General features: G+C 42.4%; 17 protein-coding genes. 9 read left to right on the forward strand and 8 right to left on the reverse strand.

What is annotated here, in order from left to right; genetic code table 11:
• Window positions 1-120 precede the first annotated feature (120 nt).
• The 3 genes from IGJ26_RS07770 to IGJ26_RS07780 all read left to right on the forward strand — a co-directional run bounded on the left by IGJ26_RS07770 (window position 121) and on the right by IGJ26_RS07780 (window position 1,613).
• Complete coding sequence (locus tag IGJ26_RS07770; RefSeq protein ID WP_016612115.1) at window positions 121-540, forward strand: DUF4430 domain-containing protein; 420 nt, start codon at window positions 121-123, stop codon at window positions 538-540.
• On the forward strand, window positions 524-1,069 hold the full coding sequence (locus tag IGJ26_RS07775) for an ECF transporter S component (protein ID WP_016612116.1): 546 nt from the start codon (window positions 524-526) through the stop codon (window positions 1,067-1,069). Before IGJ26_RS07770 ends, IGJ26_RS07775 begins: the two co-directional genes overlap by 17 nt.
• A 172-nt stretch (window positions 1,070-1,241) precedes the next feature.
• A complete protein-coding gene (locus tag IGJ26_RS07780; protein ID WP_005226207.1) occupies window positions 1,242-1,613 on the forward strand; it encodes a hypothetical protein in 372 nt (123 codons plus the stop codon).
• Between the two features lie 89 nt (window positions 1,614-1,702).
• Here the strand turns inward: IGJ26_RS07780 and IGJ26_RS07785 are convergent, their stop codons facing one another.
• On the reverse strand, window positions 1,703-1,975 hold the full coding sequence (locus IGJ26_RS07785) for a hypothetical protein (protein ID WP_005226206.1): 273 nt from the start codon (window positions 1,973-1,975) through the stop codon (window positions 1,703-1,705).
• A 135-nt stretch (window positions 1,976-2,110) separates the two neighbouring features.
• On the opposite strand from IGJ26_RS07785, the gene IGJ26_RS07790 reads away from it, so the two are divergent.
• The gene (locus IGJ26_RS07790; protein ID WP_005236143.1) at window positions 2,111-2,308 is read left to right on the forward strand and encodes a hypothetical protein; all 198 of its coding nucleotides are present in this window, start codon (window positions 2,111-2,113) and stop codon (window positions 2,306-2,308) included.
• Between the two features lie 36 nt (window positions 2,309-2,344).
• Here the strand turns inward: IGJ26_RS07790 and IGJ26_RS07795 are convergent, their stop codons facing one another.
• Genes IGJ26_RS07795 through rsxC form a run of 3 tightly spaced genes read right to left on the reverse strand, consistent with a single transcriptional unit; the run spans window position 2,345 to window position 5,341 of the window.
• The gene (locus tag IGJ26_RS07795; protein WP_194199937.1) at window positions 2,345-2,917 is read right to left on the reverse strand and encodes a hypothetical protein; all 573 of its coding nucleotides are present in this window, start codon (window positions 2,915-2,917) and stop codon (window positions 2,345-2,347) included.
• Between the two features lie 23 nt (window positions 2,918-2,940).
• On the reverse strand, window positions 2,941-4,011 hold the full coding sequence (locus IGJ26_RS07800; protein WP_005236139.1) for an RnfABCDGE type electron transport complex subunit D: 1,071 nt from the start codon (window positions 4,009-4,011) through the stop codon (window positions 2,941-2,943).
• Window positions 4,004-5,341 carry an electron transport complex subunit RsxC gene (gene rsxC / locus IGJ26_RS07805; RefSeq protein ID WP_042890379.1) on the reverse strand — a complete coding sequence of 446 codons (1,338 nt, stop codon included), beginning with the start codon at window positions 5,339-5,341 and terminating at the stop codon, window positions 4,004-4,006. Before rsxC ends, IGJ26_RS07800 begins: the two co-directional genes overlap by 8 nt.
• A gap of 184 nt (window positions 5,342-5,525) precedes the next feature.
• Between rsxC and IGJ26_RS07810 the strand changes: the two genes are divergently transcribed.
• The gene (locus IGJ26_RS07810) at window positions 5,526-7,460 is read left to right on the forward strand and encodes a heavy metal translocating P-type ATPase (protein ID WP_430599984.1); all 1,935 of its coding nucleotides are present in this window, start codon (window positions 5,526-5,528) and stop codon (window positions 7,458-7,460) included.
• Window positions 7,461-7,491: 31 nt separating this feature from the next.
• Here the strand turns inward: IGJ26_RS07810 and IGJ26_RS07815 are convergent, their stop codons facing one another.
• Entirely contained in the window at window positions 7,492-7,935 is a 444-nt protein-coding gene (locus IGJ26_RS07815; RefSeq protein ID WP_008381931.1) for a hypothetical protein, read from the reverse strand.
• Between the two features lie 120 nt (window positions 7,936-8,055).
• Window positions 8,056-8,583: an HdeD family acid-resistance protein gene (locus IGJ26_RS07820; RefSeq protein WP_008381929.1), complete on the reverse strand. Its 528-nt coding sequence runs from the start codon at window positions 8,581-8,583 to the stop codon at window positions 8,056-8,058.
• A 137-nt stretch (window positions 8,584-8,720) separates the two neighbouring features.
• On the opposite strand from IGJ26_RS07820, the gene IGJ26_RS07825 reads away from it, so the two are divergent.
• Window positions 8,721-9,215 carry a hypothetical protein gene (locus tag IGJ26_RS07825; RefSeq protein ID WP_005236128.1) on the forward strand — a complete coding sequence of 165 codons (495 nt, stop codon included), beginning with the start codon at window positions 8,721-8,723 and terminating at the stop codon, window positions 9,213-9,215.
• 68 nt (window positions 9,216-9,283) lie between these two features.
• On the opposite strand, the gene IGJ26_RS07830 is transcribed toward IGJ26_RS07825, so the two are convergent.
• Both IGJ26_RS07830 and IGJ26_RS07835 read right to left on the reverse strand, forming a co-directional pair.
• Window positions 9,284-9,880, reverse strand: coding sequence for a nitroreductase family protein (locus IGJ26_RS07830; RefSeq protein WP_034872000.1), 597 nt, complete (start codon window positions 9,878-9,880; stop codon window positions 9,284-9,286).
• 113 nt (window positions 9,881-9,993) lie between these two features.
• Window positions 9,994-11,445, reverse strand: coding sequence for an NAD-dependent succinate-semialdehyde dehydrogenase (locus IGJ26_RS07835; protein ID WP_005236125.1), 1,452 nt, complete (start codon window positions 11,443-11,445; stop codon window positions 9,994-9,996).
• A 215-nt stretch (window positions 11,446-11,660) separates the two neighbouring features.
• On the opposite strand from IGJ26_RS07835, the gene lepB reads away from it, so the two are divergent.
• The 3 genes from lepB (at window position 11,661) to addA (ending at window position 19,621) form a co-directional block, all read left to right on the forward strand.
• Window positions 11,661-12,209, forward strand: coding sequence for a signal peptidase I (gene lepB, locus IGJ26_RS07840; RefSeq protein ID WP_005236123.1), 549 nt, complete (start codon window positions 11,661-11,663; stop codon window positions 12,207-12,209).
• 124 nt (window positions 12,210-12,333) lie between these two features.
• A complete protein-coding gene (locus tag IGJ26_RS07845; RefSeq protein WP_430599985.1) occupies window positions 12,334-15,951 on the forward strand; it encodes a PD-(D/E)XK nuclease family protein in 3,618 nt (1,205 codons plus the stop codon).
• On the forward strand, window positions 15,944-19,621 hold the full coding sequence (gene addA, locus IGJ26_RS07850) for a helicase-exonuclease AddAB subunit AddA (protein WP_430599986.1): 3,678 nt from the start codon (window positions 15,944-15,946) through the stop codon (window positions 19,619-19,621). The genes IGJ26_RS07845 and addA overlap by 8 nt, the downstream gene beginning before the upstream one ends.
• Window positions 19,622-19,679: the final 58 nt, after the last annotated feature.

Below are 19,679 nucleotides of genomic sequence, written 5' to 3' on the forward strand. Positions count from 1 at the left end.
TATACCCATAGTCACATGGATTTACAATGCTTTCTATAGAGGGGAACAAAAAAATTTCGCCTTTTTTATTTATTTTTAGTACAATAAGGTGTTGTAAAAAAAATCAAAGGAGCCATTATTTTGAAGAAAACAGTAATTTTTAGTTATATTTTTTTACTAAGTCTGGTTTTTGCCGGATGTGCCAAACCATCGATGGATGCGGGTAACTCCTCTAGTGACTCTTCGTCAGTCCAACAAAATGCCGAAGAGCGCACTGCCCAAATCAGCTTCAATAATAAAAGTGAAGAGCAAGACCAGGAGATCGAAACCAAAACGGTCACTTTTAAAGAAGGGGTTTCTTTGATGACTATCATGAAAGAGAACTTTGACTTGGAAGAAAATCAAGGGATGATCACCAGCATCGACGGTTTAGCCCAAGATGAAAAAGCTGGCTATTATTGGACATATACGATCAATGATGAAATGATCACGACTGGGGCAGATGATACCTTTTTAGGAAACAACGATAAAGTGGTTTTCACCTATGAAAAATTCGAATAAACCACTTGTATTTGCTGGAAAAGAAATTGCTTATTTAGGGTTGCTTGTAGCAGCAGCCGTCGTCGGCAGGACACTTTTTCAACCCTTACCCAATGTTCAACCAATGACGGTGATCTTTTTATTAGTAACCATCCATTTAGGTCTTAGTCGTGGATTGATCGTTTGTCTGCTCTCGATGCTGATTACCAATTTTTACATGGGAATGGGGGTATGGACGATTGCCCAATTGATTAGCTATGCCGTCGTAATTTTTGGAATGTATCTATTATCAAAAAGCAAACTGTTTATGAAAAAGTTGTATTTACAAGTCATTTATAGTGTATTTGCAGGTTTTGCGTATGGCTTTGTGATATCTTGGATCAGTGTCAAACTTTATGGGTTTCCCAGCTTTTGGGCTTACTATTTTCAAGGAGTGAGCTTTGATGCGTTGCATGCAGCGGGGAATGGCATCTTTTATTTGATGCTGGCACCGATTTTTCTGCGACTTTTCCAACACTACTATCCAAATAAAGACAGCGAAGGGCACTAAGCGCCTCGCTGTCTTTTTGCTTGACTCAAAGTCGTGGTGACAAAAACATCTATGTCTAGAGAAAAAGTCTTTGATGATCAAACGTGGTGAATGGGGCTATGTGAGGAAACAAGCAGGCATATTGTTGTGCAAAAGCGTTTTCTGCAGGTATCCTTAAGGTATCTAAGGAAGGATGTGGCTTTTGATGAAATGGATCGTGAAAAAAGATGATTTAGAAAGCTACCGTGCGAAGTTCCATGGAAAACTGGCTGGTTATGCCGAGGAAGCCAAAATGATTGCCCTGCCAACACCAAAGTATTTTATCGTGGTGGTTGACGAAGAAAAAATCCACTTGATTCAGTTAGATCTGCAATTTCATGAAAAAGGGATGCAGACAATTATGATTCATGAGATCACAAAATTACAACTAGGTGGTGTGGTAAATAAAAAAGTTCAGATTCAGACACCTTCGACCACTGTCAAATTAATGATCAAACCGTTGGCGATCGGTATCAAAGAGGAGCAAAAAGCCTTGATCGATCGGTTTACCAGAATGTCGCGATAAACATCGGAGGAATACGCGGGAAAAATCAGCTGGGTTTTTTCAGAAAAAAAGCAAGGGCAGTTGTCTGCACTTGCTTTTCGTGAGTCCTGTTATTCTGGCGTACCGACGATTTTAATAAATTCATCGATATTCTTGATCTTCATATGTTTGATCACTAACTGTTCCCGCTTGTTCCATTTTCCTTCAACTTCTAATTGGTATTTATTTAATGGAAGGCGTAAGACATAGCTGGCTAAGTAGCGATCCTTAATAATGCAATTTACGATTTTGTGGTCTTCTAAAAGTTGGATACCTGTCAGCATCATTGGCGTTTCTTGAAAAACGCGGCTATTGACTAACAATCCAGTGTGGGTTTCGTTCATGGGATCTTCCTTTCTGATAAACCTGGGATAAATCATCTTTCTGTCTGTTATGTTACCTGATTTGCATCAGAAAGGCAATTCCTATAATAAATCCTCGTTATTATAGGTCAAGCACAAAGAAAGGAGGGAAACGACATGGTTGGGTATAATCGTTTCTCAAATGAGTTTCAAAAGGCTTCGAAAGAACTCCGTGAAGGGAAGAAGTCCAAAAATGCCAATAAGGGGCTGCGAACCCGACAAAAAATCGCTGCTGAAAAAGAGCAAAAAGCACAAAATGCTTTTTCGACTGGTTTTTTGATCGGTTCCTTCAGAGAGTTATTCCGCAAAAAATAAGCAAGTTCCGCTGCCAAAGCGGGACTTGCTTTTTGTTTAGAATAAATAATTGAAGAAGACACCATTGAGAAAGGAAAAGCTTAGATAGAATAGAAAAAGTGTTACGATATCCAGTGGTAAACCTTTTAGAATTGGCGGAATCGTGGCAATTTGATTCCGTGTATGAACCCCTGACAAAGCACAAGAAAAGAGGAAATACATGCCTACAGCAACAAATAAATTGGTTAAATAATCGGTATAGGGAAATTGGGTCACGGTGGCGATCGTCAGCAAGAGAACATTGACTAGGAGCGTTTTTTTTAGATCAGTCGTCAAGAAACGTTTTTTTGCAGGAACGATCAGTAAACACAAGCCCCCCGCAATCAAGGCGATGATGGCAGCACTTACCAAGTTGGTGACCACTTGATTGCCATAGACGAAACGATTTTGAAGTAAAAGATAAAAGCTTAACCCACTGAACAAGTAAGCGACCGCAATGATCGCTGAGAGGAAAACCACCCGTGTCGTCACGTTCGGTTTTTTCTCTTTGACGGTCGGTGCCAAATTTTGACAGGCGTAATTTGTGAGTAGAATGACTAGAAAGACCACTAGCCGATTGGCGATCATCATAAGGAACCCTCCTTTTTTACGATTTAGCTCATGATTTTAAGGTTGAACGGGGTCTTTTTTCCTTCCCCTAATATGCGAAGGCGTAAGAAGCGATCAATAAGTGGGGTGAAACAATTCATGATCAAGATGGCATAGCTCATGCCTTCATTTGTAAAACCAAAGAAACGGAAGAGCACAACGAGGAGGCCAACGCCTAAGGCAAAAAGATTTTCTCCTGCTTTTGTTCCTGGTGTCGAAGAATAATCAGTCGCCATATAAATCGCACCCAACATGGCACCACCACTGATGATATGACCGATGACCGTTTGCCAACTGCCAGTAAAAAGTCCTTCTGGACCAAGGATAAAAGCAAAGAGCCCGATCGTCGCAAAGATAATCAGTGGGATACGAGGGGAGATGATTTTCTTGTAAACGAGAAAAATCCCACCCAACAGTAAAAGTAAGGCACTGGTTTCACCGATTCGTCCTCCGGTAAATCCTAAAAAGGCGTCCACTAGTTCAGAGCCACTCAACGTTTCTCCTGCTTTCATGACAGCTAATGGTGTGGCACCAGAAACAACATCGTTCGCTGTAGCCTGCGAAACGACATCAGGTGCGATGCTGCCAAAAGGTGGATCAGGCCAACTGATTAGAAACATTTGGTTATAAAACAAGCCAATCAACAGGGCTCGACCGCCGAGGGCTGGATTTAGAAAATTATAACCAATACCGCCAAAAAATTCTTTGACGATGATTACGGCAAACGCCACCCCAATCACGGGAAAATACCAAGGTGCGGTTGGTGGGAGGTTCATCGTTAAAAGCAAGGCCGTCACGACGATGCTTAAATCGAAGCGAAACGGCCGTTTGACAAGATAGGACCAAAGTCCGTCGGCAGCAAACGCCGTGGCTAGTGCAATGAAAAACAAGCCATAAACTTTCAATCCAAAAAGGTAGCCAGAGAATAAAACTGCTGGCAGCAAGGCTAATACCACACACCCCATGATTTTAATGGTCTCGTCATTGCTGCGAATATGGGGGCTTGGGGGTGTTTCTTGATTTTTCCTTTGCTGAAAGAGACGTTCGCTATCGGAATCCTTGTAATAATCAGGCACTTTCCTTCGCCTCCTTTTGCAACTGGGCAACTTTGCCTTTTGCGGCAGTGATATTGGCAGCTAAGGAACGTTTAGCTGGGCAGACGAAGGTACAGGCACCACAATTGATACATGCTTCTGCCAATAATTCTTCACACTTTTGATAATCCCCCGCTCGATAAAACTGATCGATCTCCATTGGCATGAGGCGCATTGGACAAGCTTCGACACATTTGTTGCAGCGAATACAGGGGTTTTCGGCATAGAGCCAATCGGTTTCTTCATTAAAAACAACGATGCCGTTGCTGCCTTTGGTGACCGGAACTTTCAAGGTTTTGACGGATTTTCCCATCATTGGTCCACCAAGAATCAATTTGCTGGGGGCTCCTTGAAAGCCGCCGGCAAAGTCGATCAATTCTCCTGCGAGTGTTCCTAACGGATTTTTGACGATGCAGGGATTTTGAACATCGCCGGTAACGGTTGTATAGCGTTCAATCAACGGTTTGTCATAACAGACCGCTTCGGCGATGGCAAAGCTGGTGGCAACATTGATCAAGACGATACCGATATCGGCAGTCAAACCACCTAACGGCACCTCTTGATCGGTCAATAACTCTACTAACTGCTTTTCACCACCGGTTGGATAAACAGTTGGGACAGTAACGACTTCTATCGTGTCATCCTCTGCACTTGCGGCTTGCATGGCTGAAATGGCTCTTGGTTTGTCATCTTCGATGCCTATTATGATTTTTGGACCATCCAGTAACTTTTGGGCGATCTTTGCACCGTGAATGATTTTCTGGGCTTCTTTTTGCATTAAGAAAGCATCACTGCGTAAGAACGGCTCACATTCAGAACCATTTAAGATCAAAGTATGGATTTTTTTGGTTTCATCAATACTGAATTTGACATGGGTGGGAAACGTTGCACCGCCTTTGCCGGCGACGCCGCCTTGACGGATTTTGTTGAGGATGGTTTCGTTAGCAGCAGATTGCCAGTCGAAGGGGGCTGACAAAAAATCATTTTGATAAGCATAATCATTTTCAATGATGATGGTTTTTCCTTCTTCATTGTTTTGATTCGGCCAATCGACCATGTCGACGATTTTACCCGAAACAGATGCATGAATTTTGGCAGATACAAACGCATCAGACTCAGCGATCACTTGCCCTTGCTTGACGTAATCACCAACGGAAACAATCGGTTCCACCGGAGCACCAATATGTTGTGCTAAAGGGATAAAGACCATCGTAGGTGAAAAGGTAAGAATTTCATCTTGTTCGATCATTAATTTTTCTTTTAACATTTTTAATGGGGGACTTAGTGAAATACCGCCAGTAAATGTTCTCATAACCAACACTCCTTTCTCTCCTAAGTTTATTCTAGCATGCCATAAGGAATCACAAAACCCAAAACGCTTACATTTCACAAGAAAAACTTCTTTCGGTTGACATATGATTGTTTATTCATATATAATAAGTCTATAAATATGATTGATCGTTCATATGATAGATGGACTAGAGGAGGTTTTAATGATGGCTGAACATACTTGTCAACATGATCACACAAAAACGGAGGGGCATTCTCATACTCACGATCATGGGACTCTCCCACGTAACATTTATTTTGTAGGCTTACTGCTCTTTATACTGGCACTTTTTGTTCCGAACCAATGGGTGAAAGATGGGTTTTATTTTGCTGCGGTTTTATTAGCAGGTTATCACATTTCGTGGGAAGGAATCGAAGATACCTTAAAGAGTACCAGAGCCAATCGGCGATTCACACCGAATGTACATCTTTTGATGTTGTTGGCAGCGATTGGTTCCATGGTCATAGGAAATTTTAATGAAGCAGCTTTGTTGATTTTGATTTTTGCAGGCGCTCACTTCTTAGAAGAATACGCCGAGGGACAAAGTCGAAGAGAAATCACCAATCTTCTCAAATTGAATCCCACGGAAGCCCGTTTGATGGGTCCGGATGGGAAAACCAAAAAAATTGCCGCTTCTGAGATAAAAAAAGGAGATATTTTGCAAGTGCTACCTGGTGATCAGTTAGCAACAGATGGCGTAATCCTTTCTGGAACGAGTGCCATCAATGAAGCTTCGATCAATGGGGAAAGTATTCCTCGAGAAAAGACTACAGGAGACGAAGTCTATGGGAGTACGATTAATGGAAACGGCACATTTTTGATGGAAGTCACGAAAGACAGCTCTGAAACAGTCTTCGCAAAAATTCTTTCAGTGGTGGAAGCGGCGCAATCAAATCAATCACCGACCGAAACACGAATCAAAAAAATCGAACCAATCTATGTAACGGTTGTTTTCATTGCAGTCCCTTTGTTCATTTTGACTGCACCGTTTTTATTTGGTTGGGATTGGTATACAAGTTTTTATCGTGGGATCGTAATGATGATTGCGGCTTCTCCTTGTGCTTTAGCGGCAAGCGCCGTCCCTGCTAGTTTGTCGGCGATCTCGAATCTAGCGAAAAAAGGGATTCTTTTTAAAGGGAGCAATTACTTGACCAATTTCGCTCAGATCAAAGCGGTGGCTTTTGACAAAACGGGAACTTTGACCGTTGGAAAACCTACAGTCACGGAAGCCGTTTTCGCTGATACGATCGATCGATCAGAGGCAGCAGCGGTCATCGTTTCGATGGAAAAGCAAGCCAACCACCCATTAGCAGATGCGATCGTTACTTATTTCGAGAAGACAGATAAAATACGAGAAATCGAACAGTTGACTGTCACAAACGAGATTGGTTCCGGTTTAGGTGCCGTCGCAGGAACAAAAACCTATCGATTAGGAAAAAGAACCGAAAACACCCAGTTAACAGGTTTGATGGAGCAACAGTACCGTCAATTGGAAGCGCAAGGAAAAACAATGGTCGTGTTTTCCATCAACGAAGAGGTTACGGCGATCATCGCATTGATGGATGAGCCGAACGAACAGGCAGCTTCTGTGATTCATTATTTGAAAAATGAAGGTATCCATACTGTTATGATCACCGGAGACAGTGCTTCTGCTGGTGAAGCAATCGGTCAGCGCTTAAAGGTTGACCAAGTGGCTGCCAATGTTTTGCCTGAGAACAAAGCGGAAGCGGTACGAGCACTCCAAGAAGCATACGGACAAACCGCCATGGTGGGTGATGGTATCAATGATGCCCCTGCACTTGTTCAAGCAGACATTGGCTTTGCGATGGGGGAAGGGTCAGATGTTGCGATTGAAGTAGGAGACGCAGTGATCATGAAGAATGATCTTTCGCGTTTTGCATATGCCTATCGCTTAGCGAAGAAGATGGATCGGATCATTTGGCAAAATATTTTTTTCTCCATGTTTATCGTCGCGTTATTAGTCGGCTTGAATCTATTCGGCTTGATGAACATTGGGTTGGGGGTATTTGCCCATGAAGGCAGTACATTGATCGTATTGTTTAACGGGTTACGTCTTTTGCGTAAACTGCCAGAAGCATAAAAAAAGCGGCTATCGAAAGATAGCTGCTTTTTTAATGACTGAATTGTGTCGAAGTTGGAAAATCAAAGGCATCGATTTTTTGTAATCGATTTTCGATCCTTCTTAGAATTCCTTCAGAGGATTCTAACGGTTTGATTGCATGATAAGCAGTCAGCAATAGGACTTTTTCTTTAGCAGGACGATTTTCGATGCGATAGATATTGGCTAATCGTTCAACATATTCGTAATGACTATAGTCCGTTTTATTGATCAAGAAGTGCAAGAGATCTTTTGCTTTCGCATAGTCTTCTTGAAGATAGAAACTGATCGCTTCACGATACAATTTGATATCGAGTTCTTCGATTTGTTCTGGATTCGCTTTTAACGCACGCCACTCATTGATCGAGATTTTTCGTACGACTTTGCCAGTTGCATCGGTCAAAAAAATTACCGGCACATCATTTGGATGTTTTGCTTCTTGCTTAATTTTCTTCATGTCGCACCTCCCGCCTCTCAATGGACTGACTGTTTGATATCTCCTATTTTAAAAGGAATAGCGGGAAAAGTCTACATGTAGATGTTAGATTCGTAGAAAATTTTAAAACATTCTCATTTATTAGGCTCTTTTTCGTTGAAAATGATTAATAGCGTCGGATGCCCCCATGAAAATCAAGATACCGCCAAAAATTTGGAAGAACAGTAGCCAAGTGGCGAATGGATTCAATACGAGAACGAGTCCAGCAGCAATAATCAAAAGACTGATGATTAAGCTCGTGATGTAAGGTAAACCAATGCGTTTTTGGTTAAAGCTTGCCATTAAGCGGGTGCATCCGCTGATGGTGATCATAATCCCTAAGAAAAATGGCACGATGGCAAGTAATCCTTTAGCAAAAACTAAAATCGCAGCTGCAGCAATCAACAGTAAGATACCAGAGACCGACTGCACATTGCGATAGCCCTTTTGTTTTTCTTTGTAGCTCGTATACAAGCTGATAATCCCTAGACATGCGATGTATCCGGCAACGAGATAAACGATCGTGTTGAAAACAGATCGTGGTGCAATCAAGATAATGAAGCCGAAGACGATATATACGACGGCACGAAGCAAGTCATAGCGTTGTAATTTATCAAAAAATGCATTCATGATAATTCCTCCTTTTTTTCTTATTGTACCGAATTCTGGTGAAAATAGATATCAAAAAACCTAGGAAATAGGCTAAGCCTTTTGTAACAGATCATTTTTTGGTAAAATAGGGAAAAGAAAACAGAACGGAGAGTTTTATGAGTGGGTTAACGCTATTGATGTGTGCCTTTACGATCGTTTTGTACCTCTATTTATTGGTGGTACGCAAAGAGATTCACTTTATTGCTGTTGAGCGCAAACTAAGCAAAATCGCTATTACGATCTTTTCAGTAATGATTATCCTATCCATGTTGATGATGGATGACCAATTGGATAATCAGGTGCGAGGAATCGTTTCAGGTTTTGTTTTTTTAAGCTTTGTGCTAGACAGCCGCGGGTTAGCCCTAGATCGAATTATTGTCCATCCAATGAGTATTAAAGGGGTACTGTACCAAGACATTGATCGGGTCGTATTATTTCAAGAAAAGGAAGGGCAGCCCATCAAGATGAACTATTTTCGAAAAGGGATGCGGGGACCATTAATGAAATTCAAACAACCGTTAGCTGAATTGGTGGTATTTTTGTCGGAGCACTTGAATGAAGGAACACCGATCGATATTCTGGTCGATCATGATCAAGGAAAAAATGACTAAAAGACCCTTGATTGCTGCCGTATGTGGCCGTAATCAAGGGTCTTTTGTTTAAAAATCGGGAATCGTTTTTAATGGAAAACGCGGAAACGTTCGTCATCATTTAAAAATTCTTTTTCATTTGGTTCGCTTTGTTTTGAACCAAAAACTAATTGGGCCCGCAGCTGCCAATTTTCAGGAATTGACCATTCAGCTACAACAGCATCATCAATTACTGGATTATAATGTTGTAAGTTGGCGCCTAATCCGGCTTCTTCTAAAGCTACCCAAACATTCGCTTGGGCAATCCCATTCGATTGTTCTGCCCAGACCGGGAAGTTATCTGCATAAAGGGCAAATTGGTCTTGCAAGTTCTTAACGGTATCTGTGTGAATAAAGAATAGAACGGTTCCATAACCTGCTTTAAAGCCAGCAAGTTTTTGTTTCGTTGCTTCAAACGCCTCCGGTGGTGTCAATGGTTCTAAAGCAGCCTCCGTTAACGTCCATAATTTTTCGTGGGCATCGCCAAATAAAATCACGGCACGTGGCGATTGTGCGTTAAAAGCAGTTGGGCTGTTTTTTACTGCTTCTTTCACGATGGCTTCGATTTCTGTATCTGAGAGTGAAACATCTTTGCCTAATCCATAGATTGAACGGCGCTGTTTGATCGTATCAAGAAATTTTGTCATAGTATTCCCACCTTTTCTATTGTCATAGAATGAAGTATACATTCTTACTTAATGTTAGTAAAACAAAATGCTTTGTAAGAAAAAAGTCAGGCAAACGCGCCTGACTTTTTTTCTTACTGGGCATCAATGGCGATAAATTTGACAGTCACGTATTCTTCAGGACCATATTTGCCGTTTTCACGACCAAAACCGGAATGTTTGACGCCGCCGAAGGGAGCCGCTGGGTTTGAGATCGCAATGTCATTGACCCCAACCATCCCATATTGGAGGTTTTGGGCTACATCCGAGATTGTTTGCAGATTCGTTGAAAAGAAGTAAGAGGCTAATCCAAATTCCGTATCATTTGCCGCGGCGATGACTGCTTGTCGATCCGTAAATGAGATCAATGGAATCACGGGTCCAAAGGTTTCTTCATAGTAAATAGTCATGTCAGGAGTGATGCCGTCGATGACCGTTGGTGCAAAGAAGTTGCCTTTTTCGTATTCACCTTCAGTAAGCTTCTTCCCACCGAATAAGACTTTAGCCCCTTTATTTACCGCATCTTCCAGCTGGTCGATGATTTTTTTAACGCCTGCTTGATTGATCAAAGGACCAACGGTGGGGTTCTCTAAACCATTACCAACAGTTACGGCTTCCATTTGCCCTAATAGCTTTTTAGTAAAGGCTTCTTTGATGGATTCTTCGACAAAAATTCGATTGGGGGATGTACAGACCTGACCGTTGTTGCGGAATTTTGCTGCAATTAATTTTTCAGCAGCTAAATCTAAATCAGCATCAGCAAAAACAAGAAACGGGGCATGGCCGCCTAACTCCAATGAAACTTTTTTCAGAGTTGGTGCAGCTTGTTCGTATAATTTCATCCCAACTTTCGTGGAGCCGGTAAAGGTGATTTTTTTAACTTGTTTGTTCTCAGTCAACTCTTTCCCGATTTCAGAAGAATCCCCTAAGACGATATTGACGACTCCGTCAGGAAGGCCCGCTTGTTGAAAAAGTTCACCTAAAGCCAATGCTGATAGGGGTGTTTCTTTAGATGGTTTCATAACAAGGGTACAGCCAACTGCCATGGCAGGAGCGATTTTTCGAGCAATCATATTGGAAGGAAAGTTCCAAGGCGTGATCGCACCAACAACACCGATGGCTTCTTTTCGCACCAGCCAATGATTGTGTGCAGGAGCTGGAATCACTTCGCCGTAGACCCGTTGTGCTTCGGCAGCATTCCAACGGAAATTGTCTACGTTGGATTGGATTTCTGCCTCTGCCTCCTTTAATGGTTTTCCTTGTTCCATGCTCATAATTTTTGCCAAACGGTCGCTTTCTTGTTCCATTAAATCAGCAATCTTGTTCATCAAATCGGCTCGTTCTCGAGGCGAACGTTTTGACCAATCTGTGAAGGCTTTCGCGGCGGCATCGATCGCTTGCTTTGTTTCATCGATGCCTCCTTGGCTGACTTTTACCAGTTCTTCATTAGTGGCAGGATTGGTAACCGAAACCGACTCTTTTGTTCCTTCAAGCCATTTTCCGTCAATCAATAACTTCGTGGGCACTTGTGGTAACTGTTGGTTCATTTTGGCACTTCCTTTCAATAATGGGTTCTATTTCAACCCTAGCACGGATTAGATAAGATGACAATTCATACGCAAGTCCAATGATTCCCCAAATTTTCATAAAGAACCAGAGAGGAGATGTCCTGCTCCTTTCATTTTATGGTAGAATAGAAAAATAAGAATGTTTGTTCGATTCTTGGAAAATATAGTTAAAACATTCAAGGAGTGAGGGACGCGTGCAACAAGTAAAAGAGCTTTTAAAAACAGTAGGATTTGTCGTGATCTTTACTTTATTCCTCTTGTTATTAAGACAGTATGTCTTTACCCCTGTGATCGTAAAAGGAGATTCGATGGACCCCACATTACATGATGGTGAGCGGGTGATTGCTTTGAAAAATACCGAGATCGAACGTTTCGATATCATAACGTTTGAAGCACCGGATGAAGCAGGCAAAAACTATATCAAACGCGTAATCGGATTACCTGGCGACCAGGTTTCCTATCAAAACGATACCCTTTATATCAATGGACAAGCATATGATGAACCCTACTTGGATGAATTCAAAGCAGCTGTCGCAGATGGCTTTCCGTTGACTAGTGATTTTGATATGGGGTTATTTGGTGTTGAAGTCATTCCTGAAGGTCAAATTTTAGTGTTAGGGGATAACCGTCGAATTTCCAAAGATAGTCGTCAATTAGGTCTGATCGATGAATCAACAATTTTGGGGGATGTAAAATTTGTTTTCTGGCCAATTGCCGATTTTGGTATGGTAGGCAAAGAATGAAATTCTGCGATTGTTATTTTGTTTTTAAGGAGAGTCTCTTAAAAATAAAGACGCATTCGAAAAAGCGTGTCGCTGATTTTTTAGTGGATTTTTTTAAAAGACGATGGAGAGAAGGAGTCCTTTCATGAGTTTACGATTTATTCTTGGCGATGGCCGTTGTCGTCATGATCAAGCAGTGATAGAAAATGCAAAAAGCTGGTTAGAAAAAGACCATCAAGAAGTATTTTTCCTGGTACCTAACTACAACAAATTTGAACGAGAGCGCGAGATCCTTCAATTACTGAAAGAGGATCGCGTAGAAGATTTTGCTTCTATTCGCGCGCAAGTGTATAGTTTTCACCGTTTGGCTTGGTTTTATCTGCAGCAAACCGGCTTGCTTTCTCAAAATGCCATCACTGAAAATGGTGCCTCCATGATCATGCGTAAGCTGCTTTTGGAACTAGAAGAAGAACTCGTCTTATACCGTGGTGAGATCAACAAAGCGGGTTTTATCCAACAATTGTTGGCTTTCTATCAAGAAATGCATACAAGTCGATTGGGGATCGAAGATTTATTAGCAGGTGGTGCTGCACCAAGCGCAACCCAAGACGAAGAAAAAAAATACAGTGAATTAGCGATAATTTTTCAACGATTTGAACAAGAACTTCTAGAGCGTGCCTTGCAAGTCGAACAACCGATCACCTTACTGACACGCTTTCTGGAAGGTTCCTTGCTGGGCGATTCCTCGGTGGATCATGCAATGCCAACCACTGTTTCTTTGAACAAAGCGCCAGAGCTTTCCCACGCCTTATTTATTATCAGCGGTTTCTCCGCTTTTTCAACACAAGAGCAACAGTTGATTCAAGTACTGATGAAGAGAAGTCATGTAGTGATTGATCTTATTTTGGATCGCGGGTACCCACAAGAGATGCCCACGCCATTGAATTTATTTTACGAAGCAGGACGGACCTATTATCAGTTGATCAGTTTTGCTCGTGACAATCAAGTGAACATTTACTTAGATCAGAAACTTTCCGTCAACCAAGAGGTGGACAAAGAAGACGAGGGATCGATCCCGCAGGCATACAAGGAAGTAGAAACTTTTTGGCGGCAGACCCAATCACAAGCCAATTATCATCAGCAGACGTCCGTCAAAGACTTCTTGGCTGTCTGGAAAGTTGGGAATCCCGAAGAAGAGATTCGTCAAATCGCAGCGTCGATCCGCGGGATGATGAGTGATAAGAAACGGTACCCAACATTACGGTATCGTGATATCCAATTACTGATCGCCGAACCAGAAGTCTATCATCAGTATATTCCTAAAATTTTTACTGAGTTTGAGATTCCTTTTTATATCGATGAAGAGCAGATGATGGCGCAACATCCATTGGTTGAGTTTTTGAATGCTTTTTTTGCTTGCCAATCGTATGGTTTCCGCTTAAATGATATTTTGCGATTATTAAGAACGGAACTTTATTTGCCGGATGCCTACCGTTCAGAGGCTGATTGGCTCGTTGGGCGTGACCAATTTCGTAAGTTAGTGGATATTACTGAAAACAAAGCATTAGCCCATGACTTTCAAGGAGCCAGTTGGACAAGAAACGAAGATTGGGAACTGATTGAGTATTTACAATCGGAAGAAGAAGCAGTGGACAAAGTGGATTTGACGGCTTACACCAATCAGCTTCGCAGGGCTTTTAAGCAAGATGTCGTGGATACACTCGATTGGCTGACAGCAGCTAGAACAAATCGAGATGCCGTAGAACTGCTGTATCGCTTTTTACTGAATGCGGGTGTCGAGCAACAGCTGAGGCATTGGCGAGACCAGGCAATCCAACAAGGAAAATTAGATCAAGCCCGCAATCATGAACAAGCATGGCAAGCTTTAATGGATCTGCTGGATGAGTATGCCACGATCTATGGAGATGAGCCCTTTGATTTTGCGCTCTTTGAAGATGTCTTATTGACTGGCTTAGAAAATGTCACATTCGGAAAGATCCCAACAGCGATCGACCAAGTCAACATCAACCGCCTTGATTTGGCACGTCCGAAACAAGCGAAGATCACATTTGCACCGGGATTGAATGAAACGGCTTTGCCAAGAAAAATGGAAAATAAAACATTGTTGACGAATGAAGAACGTCAGCATTTCAATCAGTTATTTAATGGTGAAAAATACCTTAGAGATACAGTGGTGGAAGGCAGTGTCAAAGAACCATTCGCCTTTTATTCTGTCTTGCTTTCAGCGACAGAGCACTTATCACTGTCCTATGCCGTTAATTTTGATACACAGCAAAACATCAAGATGTCGCCTTATTTAGACCGCGTGGTCAAGCATTTGGATGTACCACTGCAAGAGCGGGGGATCTTGACGCTAGTCAGTGACCCGAGAGACTATGTTGGCAGTTATCGTGGCCTGATCTACCAAATCAATAATCTCAGTCAGCAAGCGCAAAAACAAAAAGAGAATTTGCCTCGAGTGTGGGAGCAACTGAAACAAGCGCTGTTACGTTCGGAATGGACAGATTTAGCTGCCCAAGTATTTGAAAGCCAAACCCATCAAAATATTCCGATTCCTTTGTCTCAAGCACAAGCTGCGGCGCTATATGGCCCGTCGATCTACAGCTCCATTTCTCAGATGGAGACGTTCTATCAGTGTGAATACAAGTATTTCGTCAGCTACGGATTACGGTTAAAAGAACGGGAAGTTTATGGCTTAAATCCAGCAATGACCGGTGAGTTTTTCCATGATGCGTTGGACCGCTTTGTCAAAGTCCTAATTGCTGAAAATATTTCCTTGACCCAGTTAACTGCTGACCAACGCGTGCAATTTGTGGAAGTCGTTTTGCAGGAAATTTTTGGCGAAAGCCGTTATCGCTTACTGACGAGTTCTGCTCGGATGAATTTTATTCGGTATCAATTAGGCAAGACGATTCAGCGAGTAGCGTGGGCATTAGCGAAACAAGGACAAAAAATGCATTTTAGTCCTGAAAAGACGGAGGTGCTGTTCGGCCAGATCGCTGGCTCAAATGGGATCAACGGGATCGAATTACCATTAAGTTCTGGCGGGAAACTACATGTGCGGGGGAAGATTGATCGTGTTGATACGGCGAAAACGGAAGAAGAACAATGGCTTTCCGTTGTTGACTATAAATCTAGCAGCCGAGATTTTGACCTTTCTGAAGCCTACTACGGACTTGCGATGCAGTTGATCACGTATCTCGACGTCGCATTGACGGATGCTGTCCAACTGGTTGGTTCGCCAAAGGTTCGACCAGCGGGGGCATATTATCTGCATGTGCATAATCCGCTTTTGGACGGACAAGAAGCCAGTGAAGAAGAACGTTTAAAACGTTTCAAGTATGACGGGTTGTTTATTGACGAACCGGCTGTTTTCCCGTTACTCGATGAGGAAGTTGAAGCCAGCAAAAATTCGCCGGTATTTCCTGTTCGGAAAGACAAAAACGGCAATTATCAAAAAACAACACAGGCGAAAAACAAGTTTTATACAGAAGAAGAGCTTGAACTATTAAGAAAACACAATCGGAAAAATATGCAACAAAGTGGTGAGAAGCTGTTGAGCGGTGAAATCGCCTTAAACCCGTCTTATAAATTAAAAGACAAAAAAAGGGCGTGTGAGTTTTGTCCGTTTCGCAGCATCTGTGACTTTGATGTATTGTTGAAAGAAAATGAGTACCACCGTTTAGAAAACTTATCTAAAGATGAGATTATCCATCGCTTAAGGGAGGAAGAAGATGAGTAAGATCCCTTTAAAACCGCAAAATGAAACCTTTACGGATACCCAATGGCAAGCCATTTTTGATAAAGGGGATAATATCCTCGTTTCCGCTTCAGCGGGTTCAGGCAAAACCACCGTTTTGGTTCGGCGAGTGATTGAAAAGCTAAAAGCAGGAACGACGATCGATTCTTTACTGATCGTGACCTTTACCGAAGCAGCTGCTCGAGAAATGAAAGAACGGATTCAAGCGGCATTGCAGCAGGCCATCAATCAAGAAAGTGACGAGCAAAAGCGCCAGCACTTCGTCCGTCAGCTGCAGCTATTGCCGACAGCTAACATTTCTACCTTGCATGCGTTTTGTTTAACTGTGATTCGGCGTTTTTATTATTTGATCGATTTAGATCCAAATTTCCGCATGATGACTGATGAAACCGAAATTTTATTGATGAAAGAAGAAATCTGGACACAGCTGAGAGATCAACAATATGAAGCCAATGATGAAGCGTTCTTTCGTTTGACGGAAAATTTTTCTAGTGATCGTTCCGATGAAGGCGTCGGGGATCTGATCCTGTCTCTTTATGACTTTGCCCGAGCAAATCCGGATCCAGTAAACTGGTTAGCTCATCTAAGTGATCACTATATCGGCAAAGAAACCTTTGCTGAAAATACCCTGTACCAATCGCAAATCAAGCCGACTTTGCAAGAAAACTTGAAGACAGCGGCGCATTTGCTGCAGGCGGCGCAAGACTATGCCCGTTCTGATGAAGCGATGGAAAAAGCGGCACTATTGATCGATACCGAATTAGGAATGGTGGAAACTTTAAAGGCTCTGCTTGATTCAGACGATGTTGAGGGCTTCTATGAGCAAATCCAAGTGTTGCGTTTTGCTCGCTACCCAGCTTTTCGCAAACCAGAACAAAAGGAACTCTCTCAAGAAATTAAACCTTTGCGAGATGATGCGAAAAAATTGGTTGAGCAATTGAAAGCGGCCTTTCCATACCCACCGGCTGAAATGATGGAGCTGCTTCATCGGTCCGCACCTGTCGTTGAAAAAATGGCAGCTATGACCGAAGCGTTTATGAAAGCATTCCAAGAAAGGAAACTTTCAAAAGGCCGTTTAGACTTTAATGATTTGGAACATTTCACCTTGCAGATTTTACAAGGAGACGGTAGTGGAAGTGAAGCATCGACCTATTATCGTGATCGCTTTGAAGAAGTTTTAGTCGATGAATATCAAGACGTCAATCGGCTGCAAGAGGCAATTTTATATTGGGTGAGACAAGTCGATCATAACCCCGGCAACATGTTTATGGTGGGGGATGTAAAGCAGTCGATCTATTCGTTTCGACTAGCAGATCCGACGCTATTTATCGAAAAATACTTGGCATTTGAAACGGAGAATGGTGGGCGGAGAATCGTCTTAGCAGAAAATTTCCGTTCTCGCTCCGACGTATTGGATTTTACGAATCTAGTTTTTCAACAGCTGATGGATGAACGGGTTGGACAAATCCCTTATGATGAGGCGGCAGCCTTGATTACCGGTTTTCCTCATTTTCCAGAAAGCGACGCCTTTGCCACAGAGCTCTTGTTATATGAAAAAGAGCATGAATCCGAAGAACAATTGATCGATGACAAAACAGAGGGTGAAATGCAGATTACTGCATTGAAGATTCGAGAGTTGATTGAATCAAAATTCATGATCTATGACAAAAAAGCCAAAGCAAATCGACCAATCACTTACAACGATATCGTCTTATTGACCCCTACACGTAAAAACAATCTTGTCATTTTGGATGTCTTTAAGCAGTTTGGGATTCCGATGGCGGTGAATGATGCTCAAAACTATTTTCAGGCAACGGAAATCCAAACCGTCGTTTCCTTGCTGCAAATCATTGACAATCCGTACCAAGATATCCCCCTTGTGGCGGTCTTGCGTTCGCCAATCGTCGGCCTAACAGAAGATCAATTGGCTGAGATCCGTTTAGCAAATCGTTCCAGCGACTACTATGATGCAGTATTGGATTATCATGTTCAACAAGAAGAGTCACCCTTGTGGCAAACGGTGGATGGGTTTTTAGCCAAACTAAATCAATGGCGCGAAGAAGCACGCAGATTACCGATCCCGACCTTATTATGGCAAATCTATGAAGATACTGCTTACTTGGATTATGTTGTGGGACTTCCTGCAGGACAGCAGCGTTATGCAAATTTAGTGGCATTGATCCACAGAGCCGAAAAATACGAAAAGAGCAGTTTCCGTGGTTTGTACCAATTCATTCGCTTCATCGAAAAAATGCAAGAAAAAAACAAAGATTTGGCGGAGCCTGTGGCTACTCCTGTAGAAGATGCCGTTCGAGTGATGACCGTCCATGCAAGTAAAGGCTTGGAATTCCCTGTTGTGTTCTTACTGGATACAACAAAATTCTTTAACTACCAAGATTTTCAAAAACGCTATATCTTTGAAGAACAGCTGGGGGCTGGGATCCAATATGTGAATCCAGCAGAAAACCTTAAATTTGAGACACTGCCGTTTCAAGCCATCAAGCAAGTTCGTTTGAAAAAAGCCTTATCAGAAGAAATGCGAAAATTATACGTAGCATTGACACGAGCAGAGCAGAAGCTTTTCTTAGTGGGCTCCTATAAAAATCAAGCGGATGCCTTTAAGACTTGGCAATCTGGCCTGACACAAGCCGAGATGGTTCTTGACCCTGCATTGCGCCTTGTTGCCCGGGGGAGCTTGATGGATTGGGTCGGACGGACCCTGATGCGCCATCCAGATATGGAAGCAGTATTCTCTGAAGCGTCAGAGCGCAAGCGGACGATCGATCATCCTGCTCATTTTCGTCTGTCATGGTGGAATCAAGAAACGATCACGCAACAAGTCCAAGAGACCCTTGCGCCAGTCGAGGAGTCTAAACGATTGCTTGCGCCAGATAGCAATATCGATGATCTTTTGAAACGCCTAGCATATCGCTATCCTTATCAAAAAGCGACCCAAACGACTAGTTATCAATCTGTATCAGAATTGAAAAGACTCTATAACGATCCCGATGATCAACAGACCACTTTGTTGGAATGGCGGTCGGTTTCCGAGAAGACGAATCCTCAGCAGTATCGCTACGTACAGGATGAATTGGCGAAACCAAAATTTCTGCAAGAAACGAAGCCTCTCGCCAGCAGTATCGGGACAGCAACACATACAGTTTTGCAAATGATCCCATTAGGAATGACGCCAACACAAGATACTTTGGAGCTCCTGATTGCTGAACTCGTGAAAAAGCAATTTTTTTCTGAAGAAATCGCCAAAAAAATTGACCGATCGAGCATTTTGTGGTTTTATCAAACTGAACTAGGTGAACTGCTGAACCGATCCTCTGATGTGGTGAAGCGGGAGCAGCCGTTTTCGATGCTAAAAGAGGCTGATACGATCTTTGAAGGGTTTGACGAACCAGATGCGCCGCTTTTGATCCATGGTATTATCGACGGCTATATTGAATTGGCGGATGAAATCATTTTATATGACTTTAAAACAGATGATGTTTTCGGCAGTCAGGCTCAGATTGAAAAGAAAATGCGCGAACGATATTATGGTCAATTAAAACTCTACTGCCAAGCATTGGAGAAAGCATTGAACAAACCAGTGAAACAGACCTATTTAGTGCTGTTAAAACCTAAAATGATCGTGGCATTCTAGCTGATCGATCCTAGTTTCTTACAATTCGTAAGTCATATGCTATAATAGGTAAAAGAGG

Source organism: Enterococcus sp. AZ095a (assembly GCF_050546735.1).
In the GTDB taxonomy this organism is placed as follows: Bacteria; Bacillota; Bacilli; order Lactobacillales; family Enterococcaceae; genus Enterococcus_D; species Enterococcus_D entomosocium.

Bases quoted from the DNA above. Each gene is read 5' to 3' on its own strand.
- IGJ26_RS07815 (WP_008381931.1), bottom strand. From the start codon at position 7,935: ATGAAGAAAATTAAGCAAGAAGCAAAACATCCAAATGATGTGCCGGTA.
- IGJ26_RS07825 (WP_005236128.1), top strand. From the start codon at position 8,721: ATGAGTGGGTTAACGCTATTGATGTGTGCCTTTACGATCGTTTTGTAC.
- IGJ26_RS07795 (WP_194199937.1), bottom strand. From the start codon at position 2,917: ATGATGATCGCCAATCGGCTAGTGGTCTTTCTAGTCATTCTACTCACA.
- IGJ26_RS07830 (WP_034872000.1), bottom strand. From the start codon at position 9,880: ATGACAAAATTTCTTGATACGATCAAACAGCGCCGTTCAATCTATGGA.
- IGJ26_RS07820 (WP_008381929.1), bottom strand. From the start codon at position 8,583: ATGAATGCATTTTTTGATAAATTACAACGCTATGACTTGCTTCGTGCC.
- IGJ26_RS07780 (WP_005226207.1), top strand. From the start codon at position 1,242: ATGTGGCTTTTGATGAAATGGATCGTGAAAAAAGATGATTTAGAAAGC.
- IGJ26_RS07785 (WP_005226206.1), bottom strand. From the start codon at position 1,975: ATGAACGAAACCCACACTGGATTGTTAGTCAATAGCCGCGTTTTTCAA.
- IGJ26_RS07810 (WP_430599984.1), top strand. From the start codon at position 5,526: ATGGCTGAACATACTTGTCAACATGATCACACAAAAACGGAGGGGCAT.
- addA (WP_430599986.1), top strand. From the start codon at position 15,944: ATGAGTAAGATCCCTTTAAAACCGCAAAATGAAACCTTTACGGATACC.
- IGJ26_RS07775 (WP_016612116.1), top strand. From the start codon at position 524: ATGAAAAATTCGAATAAACCACTTGTATTTGCTGGAAAAGAAATTGCT.
- IGJ26_RS07790 (WP_005236143.1), top strand. From the start codon at position 2,111: ATGGTTGGGTATAATCGTTTCTCAAATGAGTTTCAAAAGGCTTCGAAA.
- rsxC (WP_042890379.1), bottom strand. From the start codon at position 5,341: ATGAGAACATTTACTGGCGGTATTTCACTAAGTCCCCCATTAAAAATG.
- IGJ26_RS07835 (WP_005236125.1), bottom strand. From the start codon at position 11,445: ATGAACCAACAGTTACCACAAGTGCCCACGAAGTTATTGATTGACGGA.
- IGJ26_RS07845 (WP_430599985.1), top strand. From the start codon at position 12,334: ATGAGTTTACGATTTATTCTTGGCGATGGCCGTTGTCGTCATGATCAA.